Here is an 18,160-nt window from a genome sequence, read left to right on the forward strand (position 1 = left end):
AGACACCGCGCCGCCCAAAAGGTCAACGCCCCTGGCACGGAGGCCCAGCTATGAACTTGACCCCTGCGCCACGATCTGCCACCCATGGCGCAGGTCGGGCCTGTAGCTCAATGGTCAGAGCAGGGCGCTCATAACGCCTTGGTTGGGGGTTCGAGTCCCTCCGGGCCTACCAACGCACAAAATTAATGCATTAATATCAATCCATTACAACAATTTCGCCCCACGACAATATAGCGCGTGGGACACAAGCTCTCAGCCCCAGGCAAGGTCCGCCACCGTCTTGCCCATCCGGGTCCAGAGCCGCTTGTCGGGGGCCGACTCGTGCACCAGTCATGCAAGGCGGCCCTGGCGCGGCGCGGCGCCAGTTGCGGTCCATCCTGAACAGCGCCCCCCAGCGGGCCAAACACGCCGTCAGAATACCCTAGCCCCGTCTTGCCCAGTCCATCTGCCCAGATGTCTCGATCGCGCAGGGGCGCGCGGCGCGCAGCCGGATCAGCGCGGCATCGGGCGCTTCGCCGCTGCGCACCATAAGCCTCAGTGCCAGCATTCCCGACCGGCCACAGCCGCCAAGGCAATGCAGCGCGATCCGCCCACCAGACGCCAGCCGCGCCGACAATTCGTCAACCAGCACCAGCCCTTCGCCCGGTCCCGGCACACCATAATCCGGCACCGGCAGATGCCGCCAGCCAAGCCCCGCCAACCCCAGGGCACCCGCCAGATCGCCCGTGTCCATTTCCTGTGCCTGCGTCAGGCTGACCACCAGATCGGCCCCCCACGCCGCCAGCGCAGCCACATCGCCGGCCAGATCCCCGCCGCGCCCCGGCAAGGGCGACAAGGACAGCCAGCCAGCCCCGACCGGCACCTGTGCGGCAGGAAGGCTCACAACCGGTCCGTCCCGAAGGTGTCGCAGGCATCCATGCGGCCACGTTCGTACCCGCGTGTGAACCAGCGAACACGCTGGGCGGAGGAGCCGTGGCTGAAGATGTGCGGCTGCGGAACCCGGCCCGCCCGGCGCTGCAAGGTATCGTCCCCGATCTGCCGCGCCGCAGTGATCGCCTGCTCCACATCTCCGGGTTTCAACAACGCATTGACGCTTTCGGCCCAGACCCCGGCCAGGCAATCGGCCTGCAACTCGATCCGCACCGAGACCGCATTCGACTCCGCCGGAGACATCCGCGCCCGCGCCTGGTTCGCCTTGCCCAGAATGCCAAGCTCATCCTGAACATGATGCGCCACCTCATGAGGCGATCACATAGGCCGCCGCAAGCTCCCCAGGCGCCCCCAGTTCGCGCGCCATGGTGGCAAAGAACGCAGTATCGAGGTAAATCTTGCGATCGCCAGGGCAGTAGAACGGCCCCGTCGCCCCGGACGCACCGCCACACGGGCTTTGCGTCACGTCGGCATACAGCACCAGTACCGGCGGCGTATACCGCGCGTTCAACTCGGTACGGAATCGCTCGGCCCAGACATCCTCGGTGGTGCCCAGCACCTGACCGACCCAAACCCCTGCCTTTTCCTCCTCGGGGGTCAGAGCGCGGCTTTCGCCCGGTGCCCCGCCCTGATCCAGCCCCTGCAACAGCGGGGTCACGTCAATGCCGACAAAATAGCCGATCGCCAGGACTGCCAGCAGCGCGACTCCCGACAGCCTGCCCACGGCAGCGCCCCCCCTGCCCCGGCGATCCTCGACATTCCGGCTCCGCCGCTGCCCGCCAAACCGCATGATAGCCCTCCACCGACTCGATCCGATCAGCCTAGCCGCCCGTCCCGAGGATGGAAACGCCCAGTATCCGCCCCCGTCCGCGCGCAGGGTCTGCCATTTCATCTTGCCCCAAATACCCCTGGGGGGTCCGGGGGGCAGCGCCCCCCCGGCGTATCCAAACGCGGGCGGCCCGGCATCGCGCAGGACCGGCAAAAAAACGGGGCCGCAGCTTGCGCTGCGGCCCCCAAACGTCCCGATGCGCCCGTCAGGCCACCAGATCGAAGCGGTCGGCGTTCATCACCTTGGTCCAGGCCGCCACGAAATCCTTGACGAACTTCTCCGCATTGTCGTCCTGGGCATAGACCTCGGCATAGGCACGCAGGACCGCGTTCGAGCCGAACACCAGATCCATCCGCGTGGCCGTCCACTTCACCGCGCCAGTCTGGCGGTCGCGGATTTCATAGTGGTCTCCGGCCTTGGCCCAGGTGTTCGCCATATCGGTCAGGTTGACAAAGAAGTCGGTGGTCAAGGCGCCCACCCGGTCGGTGAGCACGCCATGCGCGGTGCCACCGTGGTTGGTGCCCAACACCCGCATCCCGCCGACCAGACAGGTCATCTCGGCCGCCGTCAGGCCCATCAACTGGGTACGATCCAGCATCAGTTCCTCGGGGCTGACCACATAGTCCTTCTTCAGCCAGTTGCGATAGCCATCGGCCAGCGGCTCCAGCACGTCGAACGAGGCCGCATCGGTCATCGCATCGGTTGCGTCACCGCGGCCCGGCGCAAAGGGCACCGCCACGTTGAAACCCGCGGCCTTGATGGCCTGTTCCAGACCGACATTGCCAGCCAGAACGATGACATCCGCCACGCTTGCCCCGGTGTCGGCCGCGATCGGCTCCAGCACCGACAGCACGCGGGCCAGACGGGCGGGCTCGTTGCCGTCCCAGTCCTTTTGCGGTGCCAGACGGATACGCGCGCCATTGGCACCGCCCCGCATGTCGGACCCGCGATAGGTGCGCGCGCTGTCCCAGGCGGTGGCGATCATCTCGGCACCCGACAGGCCCGAGGCGGCGATACGTGCCTTCACCGCATCGACGTCATAGGACATGTTCCCTGCGGGCACCGGATCCTGCCAGATCAGATCTTCGGCAGGCACCTCGGGGCCGATGTAGCGTGCCTTGGGCCCCATGTCGCGGTGGGTCAGCTTGAACCAGGCGCGCGCGAAGGTGTCCTTGAAGTATTCCGGATCCGCCATGAACTTTTCGCAGATCGCGCGATAGACCGGATCCACCTTCATCGCCATGTCGGCGTCGGTCATCATCGGGTTATGACGCTTGGTCGGGTCGGTCGCATCCAGGGGCTTGTCTTCCTCGCGGATGTTCACCGGCTCCCACTGCTGGGCGCCGGCGGGGCTGCGGCGCAGTTCCCACTCGTGGCCGAACAGCATGTCGAAAAAGCCCATGTCGAACACGGTCGGATGCGTGGTCCAGGCCCCTTCCAGCCCCGAAGTCACGGCATTCGCGGCCTTGCCCGCCATGTGCGGGTTGGACCAGCCCATCCCCTGCTCGGTCACGTCCGCCGATTCCGGGTCCAGACCCAGCGCCTGTGCGTTGCCGTTGCCATGGGTCTTGCCGACCGTATGGCCACCAGCGGTCAGCGCAACGGTTTCCTCGTCATTCATCGCCATGCGGGCGAAGGTCTCGCGCACCTGGGCTGCCGTCTTGAGCGGATCGGGCTTGCCGTTCACCCCTTCGGGGTTGACGTAGATCAGCCCCATCTGCACGGCGGCCAGCGGGTTTTCCATCGTCTCGGGGTTCTCGACATCGCCATACCGGCTGTCGGACGGCGCGAGCCATTCCTTTTCCGAACCCCAGTAGACATCCTTCTCGGGATGCCAGATATCCTCGCGGCCATAGCCGAAGCCAAAGGTTTTCAGCCCCATGGATTCATAGGCGACATTGCCCGCCAGGATGATCAGGTCGGCCCAGCTGAGCTTGTTGCCGTATTTCTTCTTGATCGGCCACAGCAGACGGCGGGCCTTGTCGAGGCTTACGTTGTCAGGCCAGCTGTTCAGCGGGGCAAAGCGCTGGTTTCCGGTGCCGCCGCCGCCCCGGCCATCGGCCAGACGGTAGGAACCGGCGGCGTGCCAGGCCATGCGGATCATCAGGCCGCCATAATGGCCCCAATCCGCCGGCCACCACGACTGGCTGTCGGTCATCAGGGCATGGACGTCGCGCTTGACCGCATCGAAATCCAGTGTCTTGACCGCATCCCGATAGCTGAAGTCCTTGCCCATCGGGTTGGTCTTGCTGTCATGCTGGTGCAGGATGTCCAGGTTCAGCGCATTCGGCCACCAATCGGTGTTCGACTTGCCCGCCGCCGTCACCGCGCCGTGCATCACCGGGCATTTGCCGCCCGTGTTCACTTCATTTCCATCCATCGTGGCCTCCGTCTGTGCTGCATCACCCTGCGGCGGCCCGCTGGGGTCCGCTGCAATCTGGAATCATTCTTATCAGGAACTTCGCATCAGAGGAACTTGATAGTTCTGATCATGGTGATAAGTTTATCTGATGCTGAACCTGACCCTCAAACAAATGCGCTATTTCGAGGCTCTGGCCCGCCACCGGCATTTCGGCCATGCGGCCGAGGCCTGCTCTGTCACGCAACCTGCCCTGTCGATGCAGATCAAGGAACTGGAACTTACCCTGGGCGCCCCGCTGCTGGAGCGCAGCGCGCGGCAAATCCGGCTGACCGGCTTTGGCGAGACCTTTCTGGAACGCGCCAGTGGAATCCTGCGTGCGGTGGACGAGTTGGACGACCTGGCGCAAGCCGCCAACGGCAAACCCGCCGGGCGCCTGCGGATCGGGGTCATTCCCACGGTCGCCCCCTATCTGTTGCCTGCGATCATCGGGCAACTGACGCAGCACTATCCCGGCCTGGACCTGAACCTGCGCGAGACCGTCACCCCGAAGCTGTTGCAGGAACTGCTGGACGGGCGGCTGGATACCGCCATCGTCGCGCTGCCTGTTTCGGAACCGGCGCTGACCGAAGTGGCCTTGTTTTCCGAAGACTTTGTTCTGGTCCGCCCAGCACAGGACGCCGACCGCCCGGTGCCCGATGCCGCAATGCTGCGCGAGATGCGCCTGCTGCTGCTGGAAGAGGGCCATTGCTTCCGCGATCAGGCTCTGTCGTTTTGCAGCATGGCCAGCACCCGCCCACGTGAATTGATGGATGGCAGCTCGCTGGCCACATTGGTGCAGATGGTCGCGGCAGGTATCGGTGTGACGCTGATCCCGGAAATGGCCGTGCCGGTGGAAACCCGCTCCGCCAATGTGTCGGTGACACGATTCCGCGATCCCAGACCAAGCCGCACGATCGGCATGGTCTGGCGCCGCAGCAGCCCCGTGACGCGGCAGCTTGCGGACATCGCCGCCGTGGTACGCCAGACCGCGCAAAAGCAGCCCTCCCCCGTCATGCCGGCGTGAGCGTATCCCTCGGCCCGAAACCCGCGGCGCCTGACCTGCCCGCCCCGACGACGGCCACGCCAGACGCCGATGCCCACCAAATAGACACCGCCCCCACCCCACAGCCACGCGCCCGTTGCGGTTCACTCCGCGCGAGCCCCCGCGCGCGCGGAACGATTGACACCGGGGGCGCACGACGGGCATAGGTTTTTGGCGCGGATCGAGCGTTCCGGGCCAATCCGAAATGGAAGAAAACCAAGACTAAGGGGGAGAAATCCACATATGAATGCTCTCTTGGCACTGTCCAGAGGCATAGACCGCTTGAACGAGATTGTCGGCAAGATCGTGATGTGGGCGATCCTTGTGGCAATCCTGATCAGTGCGGCCAACGCCCTTATCCGCAAGATATTCAGCATGTCCTCGAACGCCTGGCTCGAGGCGCAATGGTACCTGTTCGGCGCGGCATTCCTGCTGGCGGCCGCCTATACGCTGAAGCAGAACGAACATATCCGCATCGACATCGTCTACGGCATGTTCAGTCGTCGCGTGCAGCACTGGATCGACCTTGTGGGCCATGCCCTGTTCCTGCTGCCCTTCAGCCTGCTGATGGTCTACTACCTGTGGCCCTACACCATGAAGTCGATCCGCTCTGGCGAAATGTCCTCGAACGCCGGGGGGCTGATCATCTGGCCCGCCAAGGCGCTGCTGCTGGTGGGTTTCATCCTGCTGACCATCCAGGCCATCTCGGAAATCATCAAGAAGATCGCGGTGATGCGTGGCGACATCGAAGACCCTACCCCCTTCGTATCCTCGCATGACGCCGCCACCGTCGAAGCCGAGTCATTGATCGGAGAGCTCAAGAAATGATGGAATTCATCGCGCTGAACATGGCGCCCATCATGTTTGCCTCTCTGATCCTGTTCCTGCTTCTGGGCTATCCGGTGGCATTCTCGCTGGCCGCACATGGCCTGCTGTTCTTCTTCATCGGTGTCGAACTGGCGCCGCTGTCGAACGGGTCGATCAACCTGTCCTGGCCCCTGCTGGCCGCCTTGCCCGACCGTTTCTGGTCGGTGCTGTCAAACGAGACATTGCTGGCCATTCCCTTCTTCACCTTCATGGGGGTGATCCTGGAACGCTCGGGCATGGCCGAGGATCTGCTGGATACCATCGGCCAGTTGTTCGGCCCCATCCGCGGCGGCCTTGCCTATGCGGTGGTTCTGGTGGGGGCGCTTCTTGCGGCGACCACCGGGGTCGTCGCGGCATCGGTGATCGCCATGGGCCTGATCTCTCTGCCGATCATGCTGCGCTATGGCTATGACAGATCGGTCGCGGCCGGGGCCATTGCGGCCTCTGGCACACTGGCGCAGATCGTGCCGCCCAGCCTTGTGCTGATCGTGCTGGCCGACCAACTTGGCCGGTCCGTGGGCGACATGTACAAGGGGGCGCTGATCCCCGGCCTGACGCTGATGACGCTGTATCTCTTGTATATCTTCGTCATCTCGATGATCCAGCCCAAGAAACTGCCCGCCCTGCCGCTGGAGGCGCGCACGCTGGGATCGGGCGTCACCTCGCTGGTCGTGGCACTGGCCGCCTGCGCGGCAATCACCTGGGGGTCGCACCACTGGTTTGCAGCCAAATACGGCGCCAACAATGCCGACATGCTGGGCTTTGCCGCCGGGGTGCTTGTGGTTTACCTGTTCGCGCTGCTGGACAGAGGCATGAAGCTGAACGTGATGAGCCGCCTGGCCCAACAGGTGATCATCGTGCTGATCCCGCCGCTGGCGCTGGTGTTCCTTGTGTTGGGCACCATCTTCCTCGGCATCGCCACCCCGACCGAGGGCGGCGCGATGGGTGCCGTCGGCGCGCTGCTGCTTGCTGCCGCCAAAAAGCGCCTCAGCCTGTCGGTGATCTCGGCGGCCGTCGCCTCGACCACCCGGCTTTCTGCCTTCGTGATGTTCATCCTGATCGGGGCACGGGTGTTCTCGCTGACCTTCTACGGTGTGAACGGGCACCTCTGGGTGGAACACCTGCTGGTGTCGCTGCCGGGGGGCGAGCTGGGCTTTCTCCTTGTGGTGTCGGTCCTGGTGTTCTTCCTGGCGTTCTTCCTCGACTACTTCGAACTGGCCTTCATCATCGTTCCGCTGCTGGTGGCTCCGGCCCAGGCGCTGGGGATTGACCTGATCTGGTTCGGGGTGATCCTCGCGGTGAACATGCAAACCTCGTTCATGCATCCGCCGTTCGGCTTTGCACTGCACTTCCTGCGCTCGGTCGCACCACGACAAGCCTATCTTGACCGGATCACGGGGCGCACCATCGCCCCGGTGACAACGGCGCAAATCTATCTGGGCGCCATTCCGTTCCTGTGCATCCAGCTTGTGATGATCGGGGTGGTGATCGGCTTCCCGCAGATGGTGATGCACTACAAGGGGCCGCCGGTGGACACCACGAATGTCACCATCACCCTGCCCCAGATGCCGGGGTTGGGCGGGCTTGGCGTTCCTGGCGGATTGGGTATGCCCGGCGGGCTGGGTGCGCCGGGTGGGCTAGGCGCCCCCGGCGGCCTGCAACCGCCAACGCCGGGCAACTGACCGACGCAACAGCGCAGCACGGCCCCCGTCACCGGGGGCCGTTTTCGTTTGGCCGTCACGTCAGCGCCTGTGCCTGGATCCAAGTACCCGAAGGGGGCCACGCCACGCCGGGGCTGCACATCCGCCCCATGGCAGCAGCACCCCCGCCCAAGCGCCATGACAAAAGGCCCCGGCTTGCGCCGGGGCCTTCTGGCAGTGCATAGGGGCGGCTTACAGCTCGCCCGAGTTCTGCTTCATCATCATGAAGGTGTCGTAGTTGTATTCGGCAATCTGCGCCCAGGTGTAGTTCTCGGAGCGGAACGCCTTGATCGATTCCCAGATCTTGGCAAATGCCGGATTGCTGGCCGACATTTCCGCATAGACCTCGTTCGCCGCCTTGAAGCAGGCATCGAGGATCTCGGGGGTAAAGGGCCGCAACTGGGTGCCCTGCGCCACAAGCGAGCGGATCGCGGTCGGGTTCTTGTAGTCGTATTTTTGCAGCATGTCGGCATCGACACCCTGACACAGCGACTTCAGCAGCGACTGATACGCCTTGGGCAGTTCTTCATAGGCTTTCTTGCCGAACATGAAGTGAACCGTCGGGCCACCTTCCCACCAGCCGGGATAGTAGTAGTAAGGCGCGACCTTGAAGAAGCCCAGCTTCTCGTCGTCATAGGGTCCGACCCACTCGGCGCCGTCGATGGTGCCTTTTTCCAGCGACGGATAGATATCGCCACCCGCGATCTGCTGCGGCACGACGCCCAGCTTTTCCATGACCTTGCCGGCAAAGCCGCCAACGCGGAATTTCAGGCCCTTGAGATCTTCGACGGTGTTGATTTCCTTGCGGAACCAACCGCCCATCTGGGTGCCGGTGTTGCCACCGGGCAGCGCGTAGATGTTCTTGTCGGCCAGGAATTCGTTGTACAGGTCGATGCCGCCACCATGATAGTGCCAGGCATTGGTCCCGCGTGCCGACAGCGAGAAGGGCACAGCAGCAGGCAGCGCCCAGGTCGGATCCTTGCCGAAGTAGTAGTAGCCGACGGTATGGCACGCCTCGACCACGCCATCCGACACGGCATCCGCTGCCTGAAGGCCGCCGACGATCTCACCGGCCGCAAAGACCTGGATGCTGAAATTGCCGTCGGTCGCCTCGGACAGGCGCTGCGACAGGACTTCTGCGCCACCGTAAATCGTATCGAGCGATTTCGGGAACGACGATGTCATGCGCCAGTTGATTTTGGGCATCGACTGGGCGATGGCCGGAGCGGCCAGGGTGGCAGCCGAAGCTGCCCCAACGCCAGCGATACCGGCCTTGGTCAGGAATGAACGACGATCCAAGGATTCCTCCCCTTTCACAATGTGTTGCTGGGCTGCCCCGGCACCTTCCGTACCTTCAACAGCAGCACTGCGCGGTCAGTTTACACGCGCGAATGCCTCTGTCCAGCAGCAGCACGGGGCTTTTGCCAAGATCCTGACATTCCGGCAGAATATGGCCGCCGTTGACGCTTCGGCAGCCGCCCGGTCTGCCACGTCCGGCAGCAGTTGCCTGCGAGTTGATCACCATGCGGCGCGGGCGCGCGGGCCTGTCAGGCGCGGCCAGAATGCTCCGCCGTCGGGGGCAGCGGCGGCTGCGCCCCCTCCCAACCGCAGGTGGCAGCGGCGGCGACGGTGGCCTCTGCCATGGCGTCGGGCATTGGCATTCCGGTCGCCAGGGCCGCGGCAAGGGCGCCGGTAAAGCTGTCCCCCGCGCCGGTGGTGTCGATCACCTCGATCTGCGCGGCGGGCTGGTGCCAATGCGTTCCATCCGGCAGCACCGCCTCGGCCCCCTTGTCCCCGAGGGTACGGACCAGCGCAAATCCGAACGCACCGGCCAGCGCCTCTGCGGTTCCGGCATCACGGGGGCGCATGGCCAGGATCGCGGCGGTTTCATGTTCGTTCATCACCAGAACATCCGTCAGCGACAGCAACTCCTCCAACTGTGCGGCGTCGATGGTTCTGGGCGCCGGCGCGTAGTTCAGCAAGACGCGCCCTCCGGCGGCGCGGGCGCGACGCGCCGCCCGCAGGTTTTCCGCCAGCGGCACTTCCATCTGCAACACACAGATGCGCATGTCCTCGAACACGGCAGAGGACAGGTTCTGCGCCGAAACCTCTCCGTTGGCGCCGCTGGCCACGGTGATGGCATTCTCGCCGTGCTGATCGACGGTGATGAACGCAAGGCCGGTGGCCAGGTCTGCGCGCTGCAAAAAAGCGGTGCCGACGCCTCGGCGGCGCAGATTTTCAGCACAGCTCTGGCCGAACCCGTCCGGCCCAACCGCGCCGACCATCTGCACCAGCACCCCGGACTGCGCCGCAGCCACCGCCTGATTGGCCCCCTTGCCGCCGAAATGAGTGGCACAACCAGCGGCAAGGACCGTCTCGCCAGGGCGCGGAATGGCCTCCACCCGCGCAACCAGATCCACGTTGATGGAACCGAAGACAAGGATCACGACAGCCCCCAGTCATTAGACCTCTGTGTCCGAGATATCGGGCCGATCGGCGCGAATGGCAAGCGGCACGGCCCGGCCGTTACTCAGCCAAAGACAAGCCCGCCATCGACAATCAGGTTCTGCCCCGTCACCGCCCGCGCCCAGGGGGAGGCAAAGAACAACACCGCATCCGCCAGATCGTCAGGTGTTGTCACCCGGCCCAGCGGGGTCTGGGCCGCGACAAGGTCGAACACCGCGTCCGGGGTCGCGGCGCTGGCATCCGTCGTGCGCAACAGCCCGCCAGACACCATGTTGACCGTCACGCCCATCGGCCCGAGTTCCTTGGCGGCGGTCCGCGTCAGCCCCAGCAACGCGGCCTTGGCGGCGGTGTAGTCGTGATAGGGAACAACGGGATTCTGCACCAGATTCGTGCCGATGCTGATAACACGGCCATACCCTTGCGCCATGAAATGCGGCCGCAGCGCCCGAAGACAGGCCAGCAGCCCGCCAACTGCCGTCTCGCCCTGATGGGCCATGTCCGCCCATGTCAGCCGGTCAAGATGCGCCCGCGCCTCGCCGTTGAACGAAAACCCGGCAAGCGCGTTGTGAATCAGGACATCCGGCGCCCCAAACCGCTCGGTGATCGCCGCCACCATGTCCATGACCTGGGCGGCGTCTGTCACATCGGCCTGAAAGGCGGCGGCACGGGGGCCGATGTCCTGGGCCAGCGCCTGCGCGGCGCCCTCGCTGGCGCGGTAATTGATGGCCACCCGCGCACCTTCGCGGGCGAAGGCGCGGGCAATCGCAGCCCCAAGCCCCCGGCCTGCGCCGGTGACAAGAACGGTCTGGTCCGAAAGCGATCTGGTCATGTGAGACGTACCTTTGTGGTCGAAACGTGAAAATGATGGATCGGGCCGTGGCCGTGGCCGACCGACAGCTCACCCGAAGCCGCAATCGCCGCAGCGACATGCGCCTTGGCGCGCCGCGCCGCCTCGGGCAGCGGAACCCCATGGCCAAGCCAGGTCGCAAGCGCGGAGGACAGGCTACACCCCGTGCCATGGGTGTTCTTGCCCGCGTGCCGTGGCCCGTCGATCCAGTGCAGGCCGCCGCGTTCCGCCAGCAGATCGGGCGACCCTGCCCCGCCCAGATGGCCGCCCTTCAACAGCACGGCGCTTGGCCCCAGGTCCAGCAGGGCGCGGGCCTGATCCTGCATGTCCTCCCGGCAGGCGGCCTCTTGGCAGCCCAGCAGATCGGCGGCTTCGGGCAGGTTGGGCGTGATCACCGTCGCGCAGGGCAAGAACGCCCGCAGCGCGGCAACCGCACCGGCCTGCAAAAGCCGGTCGCCGCTTTTCGCCACCATCACCGGGTCAAGCACCACGGGCGCAGTCAGGCCGTTCAACGCATCGGCAACGGCCTCGACGACGTCGCCGGCCCCCAACATGCCGATCTTGACCGCATCAATGCGGATATCCTCGCGGATCATCGCGATCTGGTCGCGGATCATTGCGGGGCGCACCGGATCCACGGCGCGCACGCCACGGGTGTTCTGCGCTGTCAGCGCGGCAAGGGCGGCCATGGCATAGCCGCCATTGGCCGAAATCGCCTTGATGTCGGCCTGAATACCCGCGCCCCCCGAGGGGTCGGATCCCGCTATGGACAAGATGTTGGGGATCATGCCTGCCTCCAGTCCAGCAGCAAGGCACGGGTTGCAGCTTCGGGATCGGCGGCGCGGGTGACGGCGCTGACCACCGCCATGCCCACGGCGCCTGCCTGTTTCAACGCCGCCGCATCCCCCAGCGCCAGACCGCCGATGGCAATCACCGGCACCGGCGCGGCCGCAGCAATCCCGGCCAGCCCCGCCAGCCCGACAGGTGGCGCGTGGTCGGGCTTTGTCGCGGTGGCACGCACGGGACCGGCCCCGATGTAATCCACGCCCGGCGGCACCCTGCGGGCCTGGGACAGGGTTTCGACCGACAGCCCCACAAGGCGCCCCGACCCCAATCGCGCGCGCACGGCGCGGGGATCGCCGTCGCCCTGACCGATATGCACGCCATCCGCACCTGCGCTGATGGCCACCTCGACCCGGTCATTGACGATCAGACGCACAGCCAGCGCCGCCATTTCCGGCAAAAGCTGCCGGACCAGCGCGTGCAGCTCCGCATCGCTGGCCTGCTTGTCCCGCAGTTGGACCGCCCATGCCCCGCCGCGCGCCGCGGCACGCGCCTGTTCGATCACCGGCACCGCCGATGCCGGGTCCGTCACCACGTAGATTGGCCCGATCATAGCGCCAGAACCCTGGCGTCACGGGTCAGATCCTCGGGTGTCACGGCACATAGCGCGTCCAGAAAGGCAACGGCAAAACTGCCCGGCCCTTGCGCGGCACGCCCGGCCATTTCGCCTGCAAGCCCATAGCAGGCCATCGCCGCCACCACGGGTTCAGGGCCGGGATCACCCGCGACAAAGGCCGCGATGACCCCGTTCAACGAGCAACCAAGCGCGGTCACACGCGGCATCAGTGCATGACCATTCTCCACCCGCCACCCCCGGCTGCCATCGGTGATGAAATCGACCGGCCCGGAAACCACGACGACCGCCCCCGTCCACCGGGCCAGATCGCGGGCCGCCTCTTCGGCCGCCGCCACGCTGTCCGCCGCATCGGTCCCCTTGCCCCCCGCCCCAAGGCCGACCAGGGCCAATATCTCCGACGCATTGCCCCGGATGACCGAGGGCCGCAGGTCCAGCAGACGAGCACAGACATCCTGCCGAAACCGTGTTGCGCCGACGCCGACCGGGTCAAGCACCCACGGGCGCCCCCGCGCCGCCATGGTCCGGGCCGCAAGCTCCATCGCCTCGGCCCAGGCGGGATCCAGCGTGCCGATGTTCACCGTCAGCGCCTGCGCCAAGGCGGCGAATTCCGCCACTTCCTCGCGGGCATGGACCATTGCGGGCGAGGCCCCGACGGCCAGCAGCACATTGGCCATGACATTCATCGCCACGAAGTTGGTGATATTGTGCACCAGCGGAGCCTGCGCCCGCATGTTCCGCAAATACTGTCCGATTTCGTCCATATCGCCCCCTGCCGACTGCGAGGGCTGAAGGCAGGTCGGGTCCACGACGGAACGGAAGCCTGCTCTCAGAACTCCCTACGCCAGCATGATCTGGTTCAGGTTCAAAGGGTGCTTCTCAGCCCGCGCGCACGCGAACGCCCCTGTCCGAGCCGCGATCAGATCGCCATGGCGGCAGAATGTCAAGGCGCCCGGCCCGCGGGACAACGTCAGGGGCGTGATCCTCGACCGGCGCGGCAAGTCTTTGCCGGCACAGATGCCTTGGCCCATCGGCGGTTGACACATTCGTGAGTCGTGGCAAATCCTTGGGGTGGCGTGCGATGGAACCGGATGCGGCGGATCACCGCCCGGCATCAGGCTCTGCGGTTCCCACGCCGTGTAGGGGCGGGCAAGTCCCCGCCAATCGGTTCGAGTCCCCACTGCATCGAAATCCAAAGGCAGGACACAGATGTCGATACTCGTGAACGAAGCAAGCAAGCGGCTGGAGCGGCTGCCGCTGCCAACCGCCCTGGAATTTGCCAGTGGCGCACGGATTGGTGCGCCCGACCCGCAGATCACGCTACGCCTGCCGGACGAAAAGGCGCTGCGCCTGCTGACCGGAAACCGCCTGGATGCCATCGCGGATGCCATCGTCGAAGGCAAGGTCGGCATCGAGGGCCGGATGCGCGATCTGATGACCCTGACCGCCGGGCTGATCCGCCCAATGGGGGCCGCCGTGCAGGCCGGCTGGCTGCGGCGGGCCATCTATACCCTGCGCTCCGCCCGGATGCATACCCGCGCCAGGGACGCCGGCCAGATCAGCTTTCACTACGATGTGTCGGACGACTTCTATCAGTTGTGGCTGGATCCGCGCCGCGTCTATTCCTGCGCCTATTTTGCCGACCCGTCGATGACACTGGCCCAGGCACAGGAGGCAAAGCTGGACCTGATTTGCCGCAAGCTGGACCTGAAGGCAGGCGAACGGTTCCTGGATGTCGGTGCGGGTTGGGGCGGTCTGTTGCTGTGGGCCGCAGAAAACTATGGGGTCACTGCGACAGGCATCACCTTGTCCCGGAACCAGCACGCCCATGTGAACCGGCTGATCCATGAAAAGGGGCTGGAACGCCGCGTAACTATGGAGCTGCGCGATTACCGCGACCTTCCCGATGACCAGCCTTATGACAAGATCGCCTCTGTCGGCATGTTCGAACATGTGGGGCGGGTCAATCTGCCGATATATTTCCGCAAGCTGCGCGCGTTGTTGCGGCCCGGTGGACTCTTGATGAACCACGGCATCACATCGGGCTTTCTGGATGATGCGGCGGTGTCAGGCGGCCTGGGAAACTTCATCGAAAAGTACATTTTCCCAGGCGGCGAGCTGTTTCACATCTCGCATGTCCAGCGCGAAATGGCCGGCGCGGATCTGGAAGTGGTGGATACGGAATCGCTGCGTCCCCATTATGCCAGGACGCTCTGGGCATGGTCGGACGGGCTGGAGGCGTGCTTGCCGGAAGCCGAGCGCATTCTGATCCAGAGCCACGGCGAGGACCGCGGCCATCAGGTGCTGCGCGCCTTTCGGCTGTATCTGGCAGGCTGCGCCATGGCCTTCGAAGAGGGTTGGGTCTCGCTGCACCAGATCCTTGCTACGCGGCCCGACGGCAATATGGACAGCGGCGATCTGCGCGGCGCGCAATCGACCTATCCGTTCCGTCGTGGCTACATGTATGCGAACCGGCCCTGATCCCCCGGCCGCCTTGCGGAAACAGGTTCAAAGACCTTCGGCACACTTCGCAAAAGCAAACGCCCCAACTGCGAAGTTGAGGCGCCGCGTGGAATTCATGGTGGGCGATAACGGATTTGAACCGCTGACATCTTCGATGTGAACGAAGCGCTCTACCGCTGAGCTAATCGCCCGATGGCCGGGGGTTTACCGCTACTCCTCGACCGGCGCAAGAGGGGTTTCCGGCTCTTTTTGCGCAGCGTCGCGTTTGCCGCCACCGCGCTTGAGCTTGATCACCAGTTTGTGGCCCGCCTCGTCGTCAGAGCTGCGGCTGACCTTGGCCCTGCCAAGCGGCGGAAGCACAAAGCCCTCGGACCGGGCCAAAGAGGCGCCCAGTTCGTGAAGCACCGCCTCGACAAGCCCCTTGGCCTGCTTCTTGTTGGCCCCGGTCCGCGCGGACACCCGATCCAGCAGATCCTTCATCTTCAGCACGCCGCCTTCGACCGGGCCCTCGATGGGCGCAACCGGCGCGGGTGCCGCGGCGCGGGGTTTCTTCGGCGCGCTGGCGGTTTTCCTTGCGCGGGGCTTGGCAGTCGCCGGTTTGGTGGATTTGGCCATGGGAAGGCACCCTCTTGCGATGTTTCACCGCAGAATAGGGCCACTTGCGCGGACAACAAGCCAATTTCGCAGCATCACACGCGACTTAAAACGGTTTTGCGACAGTCGGGCGCCGAAAACGCACAGGGCCGCCTGTGCGGCGGCCCTGCGTGGCATCGGAACCGGCGTCAGTGCGCCATCTGGCCTTCGCGTCCGGCCCCTTCGGCACGGCGGGCGAGGGCTGCGGCCTCTTCAGCGGCCTCGTCCCATTCCACCGGCTCGGGCTGGCGAACCAGCGCCAGTTTCAGCACCTCGGACACATGCTTGACCGGAATGATCTGCAAGCCTTGCTTCACATTCTCGGGGATCTCGGGCAGATCCTTCTCGTTCTCTTCGGGGATCAGCACCGTGGTGATGCCACCGCGCAGGGCCGCGAGGAGTTTTTCCTTCAATCCGCCAATGGCCATGGCATTGCCGCGCAGCGAAACTTCGCCCGTCATGGCGATGTCCTTGCGCACCGGAATGCCCGTCAGCACCGAGACGATCGACGTCACCATGGCCAGACCGGCCGAGGGGCCATCCTTCGGAGTGGCGCCATCGGGAACGTGGACGTGGATGTCGATGGCATCGAACTTCGGCGGTTTCACCCCGATCCTGGGCGCGATGGAGCGGACATAGCTGGCCGCCGCATCAATCGACTCCTTCATCACATCGCCCAGTTTCCCGGTCGTCTTCATGCGGCCCTTGCCGGGCAGTTTCAGCGCCTCGATGTGCAGCAGATCGCCGCCCACGCTGGTCCAGGCAAGCCCCGTGACCACACCGACCTGATCTTCCTGTTCCGCAAGACCATAGCGGAACCGACGCACGCCCAGCATGGATTCCAGCCGGTCCGGCGTCACCTCGACGGTCTTGGATGTGCCCTTGACGATTTCGGTCACTGCCTTGCGTGCGGTCTTGGCGATTTCACGCTCCAGATTCCGCACCCCGGCTTCGCGGGTGTAATAGCGGATGACATCGTTCAGCGCCTCGTCGGTGATCGCGTATTCGCCTTTCTTGAGGCCATGCGCCGTGACCTGTTTGGTGATCAGATGCTGGCGCGCGATCTCGCGCTTTTCGTCTTCGGTGTAGCCGGCAAGGCTGATGATCTCCATCCGGTCAAGCAGCGGCCCCGGCATGTTGTAGCTGTTGGCCGTGGTCAGGAACATGACGTTCGACAGGTCATATTCCACTTCCAGATAGTGATCGACAAAGGTGCCGTTCTGTTCTGGATCCAGCACCTCCAGCAGGGCGCTGGCAGGATCGCCACGGAAGTCATGCCCCATCTTGTCGATTTCATCGAGCAGGATCAGCGGGTTGGACGTCTTGGCCTTTTTCATCGCCTGGATGATCTTGCCGGGCATCGAGCCGATATAGGTGCGCCGGTGGCCCCGGATCTCGGATTCATCACGCACGCCGCCAAGGCTGATGCGGATGAATTCGCGCCCCGTCGCCTTGGCGACCGACTTGCCAAGCGAGGTCTTGCCGACACCCGGAGGGCCGACAAGGCACAGGATCGGGCCCTTGAGCTTGGACGAACGATTCTGCACCGCCAGATATTCGACGATGCGCTCCTTGACCTTTTCCAGACCGTAATGGTCGGCGTTCAGCACATCCTCGGCCTTGCCCAGATCCTTCTTGACCTTGGACCTGACGTTCCACGGCACCCCGAGAATCCAGTCGAGATAGTTGCGCACCACGGTCGCCTCGGCGCTCATGGGGCTCATGGTCTTGAGCTTCTTGACCTCGGCCTCGACCTTTTCCTTGGCCTCTTTCGACAGCTTGGTGCGTGCGATGCGGGCCTCGATCTCGGCAATCTCGTTCTGGCCGTCCTCGCCGTCGCCCAGCTCCTTCTGGATCGCCTTCATCTGTTCGTTCAGATAGTATTCGCGCTGGGTGCGCTCCATCTGCGACTTGACGCGGGACTTGATCTTTTTCTCGACCTGAAGGACGGACATCTCGCCCTGCATATGGCCATAGACCTGCTCCAGCCGCTCGGCCACGTCCAGCGTTTCCAGCAGCTTTTGCTTTTGCGCGACGGTCACACCCAGATGGCCCGACACCAGATCGGCCAACCGCGCGGATTCGCGGGTTTCGGCGACGGCGGCCAGCGCCTCTTCGGGGATGTTCTTCTTGATCTTGGCGTAGCGTTCGAATTCGTCCGAAACGGTGCGCACCAGCGCCTCGACCGTGGCCTCGTCGCCGGGCAGTTCGGTCAGGCGCGCGGCCTCGGCCTCGAAAAAGCTGTCGTTTTCGATGAACCGCACGATGCGGACACGCGAACGGCCCTCGACCAGCACCTTGACGGTGCCATCGGGCAGCTTCAGCAGTTGCAGCACATTCGCAAGGACACCGACCTTGTAAATCCCGTCGCTGCCGGGATCATCCACCGTGGGATCGACCTGCGACGACAGCAGGATCTGGCGATCCTCGGACATGACCTCTTCCAGCGCGCGCACGGATTTCTCGCGCCCGACGAACAGCGGCACGATCATATGCGGGAATACCACGATGTCGCGCAGCGGCAGCACCGGATAGCTGGGGGAAAGGGGTTCGTTCATCATCGTT

General features: G+C 64.7%; 14 protein-coding genes, 2 tRNA genes, 1 pseudogene and 1 riboswitch. Of the genes and pseudogenes, 5 read left to right on the plus strand and 12 right to left on the minus strand.

The genetic code is table 11. The features are described from left to right. Window positions 1-96: 96 nt before the first annotated feature. Window positions 97-172 (plus strand) — tRNA-Ile (locus BW970_RS06455). A 249-nt stretch (window positions 173-421) separates the two neighbouring features. Here the strand turns inward: BW970_RS06455 and BW970_RS06460 are convergent. The 3 genes and pseudogenes from BW970_RS06460 to katG form a co-directional block, all read right to left on the minus strand. After that, the gene (locus BW970_RS06460; RefSeq protein ID WP_076529586.1) at window positions 422-883 is read right to left on the minus strand and encodes a protein-tyrosine phosphatase family protein; all 462 of its coding nucleotides are present in this window, start codon (window positions 881-883) and stop codon (window positions 422-424) included. After that, window positions 880-1,720 (minus strand): annotated as a pseudogene (ypfJ, locus tag BW970_RS21370) (KPN_02809 family neutral zinc metallopeptidase). Before ypfJ ends, BW970_RS06460 begins: the two are co-directional and overlap by 4 nt. A 244-nt stretch (window positions 1,721-1,964) precedes the next feature. Further along, window positions 1,965-4,139 (minus strand): catalase/peroxidase HPI, encoded by a 2,175-nt coding sequence (gene katG, locus BW970_RS06470; protein ID WP_076529587.1) that lies wholly within the window; start codon window positions 4,137-4,139, stop codon window positions 1,965-1,967. A gap of 130 nt (window positions 4,140-4,269) precedes the next feature. On the opposite strand from katG, the gene BW970_RS06475 reads away from it, so the two are divergent. The 3 genes from BW970_RS06475 to BW970_RS06485 all read left to right on the plus strand — a co-directional run bounded on the left by BW970_RS06475 (window position 4,270) and on the right by BW970_RS06485 (window position 7,751). Further along, on the plus strand, window positions 4,270-5,184 hold the full coding sequence (locus BW970_RS06475; RefSeq protein WP_076529588.1) for a LysR substrate-binding domain-containing protein: 915 nt from the start codon (window positions 4,270-4,272) through the stop codon (window positions 5,182-5,184). 261 nt (window positions 5,185-5,445) lie between these two features. Then, the gene (locus BW970_RS06480; protein WP_076529589.1) at window positions 5,446-6,030 is read left to right on the plus strand and encodes a TRAP transporter small permease subunit; all 585 of its coding nucleotides are present in this window, start codon (window positions 5,446-5,448) and stop codon (window positions 6,028-6,030) included. Next, window positions 6,027-7,751, plus strand: a complete 1,725-nt coding sequence (locus tag BW970_RS06485) for a TRAP transporter large permease (RefSeq protein ID WP_076529590.1) — start codon at window positions 6,027-6,029, stop codon at window positions 7,749-7,751. Before BW970_RS06480 ends, BW970_RS06485 begins: the two co-directional genes overlap by 4 nt. Window positions 7,752-7,961: 210 nt before the next feature. Here BW970_RS06485 and BW970_RS06490 read toward each other — a convergent pair whose 3' ends face one another. The 6 genes from BW970_RS06490 to thiM all read right to left on the minus strand — a co-directional run bounded on the left by BW970_RS06490 (window position 7,962) and on the right by thiM (window position 13,263). After that, window positions 7,962-9,068 (minus strand): TRAP transporter substrate-binding protein, encoded by a 1,107-nt coding sequence (locus BW970_RS06490; RefSeq protein ID WP_076529591.1) that lies wholly within the window; start codon window positions 9,066-9,068, stop codon window positions 7,962-7,964. Between the two features lie 248 nt (window positions 9,069-9,316). Next, window positions 9,317-10,216 (minus strand): ribokinase, encoded by a 900-nt coding sequence (locus tag BW970_RS06495; protein WP_076529592.1) that lies wholly within the window; start codon window positions 10,214-10,216, stop codon window positions 9,317-9,319. Between the two features lie 83 nt (window positions 10,217-10,299). Then, the gene (locus BW970_RS06500; protein WP_076529593.1) at window positions 10,300-11,064 is read right to left on the minus strand and encodes a 3-oxoacyl-ACP reductase; all 765 of its coding nucleotides are present in this window, start codon (window positions 11,062-11,064) and stop codon (window positions 10,300-10,302) included. Next, window positions 11,061-11,870, minus strand: coding sequence for a bifunctional hydroxymethylpyrimidine kinase/phosphomethylpyrimidine kinase (gene thiD, locus BW970_RS06505; protein ID WP_076529594.1), 810 nt, complete (start codon window positions 11,868-11,870; stop codon window positions 11,061-11,063). The genes BW970_RS06500 and thiD overlap by 4 nt, the downstream gene beginning before the upstream one ends. Continuing rightward, window positions 11,867-12,478 carry a thiamine phosphate synthase gene (thiE, locus tag BW970_RS06510; protein WP_076529595.1) on the minus strand — a complete coding sequence of 204 codons (612 nt, stop codon included), beginning with the start codon at window positions 12,476-12,478 and terminating at the stop codon, window positions 11,867-11,869. Before thiE ends, thiD begins: the two co-directional genes overlap by 4 nt. Next, a complete protein-coding gene (thiM, locus tag BW970_RS06515) occupies window positions 12,475-13,263 on the minus strand; it encodes a hydroxyethylthiazole kinase (RefSeq protein ID WP_076529596.1) in 789 nt (262 codons plus the stop codon). The genes thiE and thiM overlap by 4 nt, the downstream gene beginning before the upstream one ends. A 55-nt stretch (window positions 13,264-13,318) precedes the next feature. After that, window positions 13,319-13,415: riboswitch (TPP riboswitch) on the minus strand. A 293-nt stretch (window positions 13,416-13,708) separates the two neighbouring features. On the opposite strand from thiM, the gene BW970_RS06520 reads away from it, so the two are divergent. Further along, window positions 13,709-14,980, plus strand: coding sequence for a class I SAM-dependent methyltransferase (locus BW970_RS06520; RefSeq protein ID WP_076529597.1), 1,272 nt, complete (start codon window positions 13,709-13,711; stop codon window positions 14,978-14,980). A gap of 98 nt (window positions 14,981-15,078) precedes the next feature. On the opposite strand, the gene BW970_RS06525 is transcribed toward BW970_RS06520, so the two are convergent. The 3 genes from BW970_RS06525 to lon all read right to left on the minus strand — a co-directional run bounded on the left by BW970_RS06525 (window position 15,079) and on the right by lon (window position 18,153). Beyond that, window positions 15,079-15,153: transfer RNA gene (locus BW970_RS06525), tRNA-Val, on the minus strand. A 19-nt stretch (window positions 15,154-15,172) separates the two neighbouring features. Beyond that, on the minus strand, window positions 15,173-15,577 hold the full coding sequence (locus BW970_RS06530; RefSeq protein WP_076529598.1) for an HU family DNA-binding protein: 405 nt from the start codon (window positions 15,575-15,577) through the stop codon (window positions 15,173-15,175). A 167-nt stretch (window positions 15,578-15,744) separates the two neighbouring features. Next, window positions 15,745-18,153 carry an endopeptidase La gene (gene lon / locus BW970_RS06535; protein ID WP_076529599.1) on the minus strand — a complete coding sequence of 803 codons (2,409 nt, stop codon included), beginning with the start codon at window positions 18,151-18,153 and terminating at the stop codon, window positions 15,745-15,747. Window positions 18,154-18,160: the final 7 nt, after the last annotated feature.

The organism is Gemmobacter megaterium (assembly GCF_900156815.1).
Lineage (GTDB): Bacteria > Pseudomonadota > Alphaproteobacteria > Rhodobacterales > Rhodobacteraceae > Wagnerdoeblera > Wagnerdoeblera megaterium.

Coding starts and splice junctions, on each gene's coding strand:
- BW970_RS06500 (WP_076529593.1), bottom strand. CDS start 11,064: ATGACCAGATCGCTTTCGGACCAGACCGTTCTTGTCACCGGCGCAGGC.
- thiM (WP_076529596.1), bottom strand. CDS start 13,263: ATGGACGAAATCGGACAGTATTTGCGGAACATGCGGGCGCAGGCTCCG.
- BW970_RS06480 (WP_076529589.1), top strand. CDS start 5,446: ATGAATGCTCTCTTGGCACTGTCCAGAGGCATAGACCGCTTGAACGAG.
- BW970_RS06485 (WP_076529590.1), top strand. CDS start 6,027: ATGATGGAATTCATCGCGCTGAACATGGCGCCCATCATGTTTGCCTCT.
- BW970_RS06530 (WP_076529598.1), bottom strand. CDS start 15,577: ATGGCCAAATCCACCAAACCGGCGACTGCCAAGCCCCGCGCAAGGAAA.
- BW970_RS06520 (WP_076529597.1), top strand. CDS start 13,709: ATGTCGATACTCGTGAACGAAGCAAGCAAGCGGCTGGAGCGGCTGCCG.
- lon (WP_076529599.1), bottom strand. CDS start 18,153: ATGAACGAACCCCTTTCCCCCAGCTATCCGGTGCTGCCGCTGCGCGAC.
- BW970_RS06475 (WP_076529588.1), top strand. CDS start 4,270: ATGCTGAACCTGACCCTCAAACAAATGCGCTATTTCGAGGCTCTGGCC.
- thiE (WP_076529595.1), bottom strand. CDS start 12,478: ATGATCGGGCCAATCTACGTGGTGACGGACCCGGCATCGGCGGTGCCG.
- katG (WP_076529587.1), bottom strand. CDS start 4,139: ATGGATGGAAATGAAGTGAACACGGGCGGCAAATGCCCGGTGATGCAC.
- thiD (WP_076529594.1), bottom strand. CDS start 11,870: ATGATCCCCAACATCTTGTCCATAGCGGGATCCGACCCCTCGGGGGGC.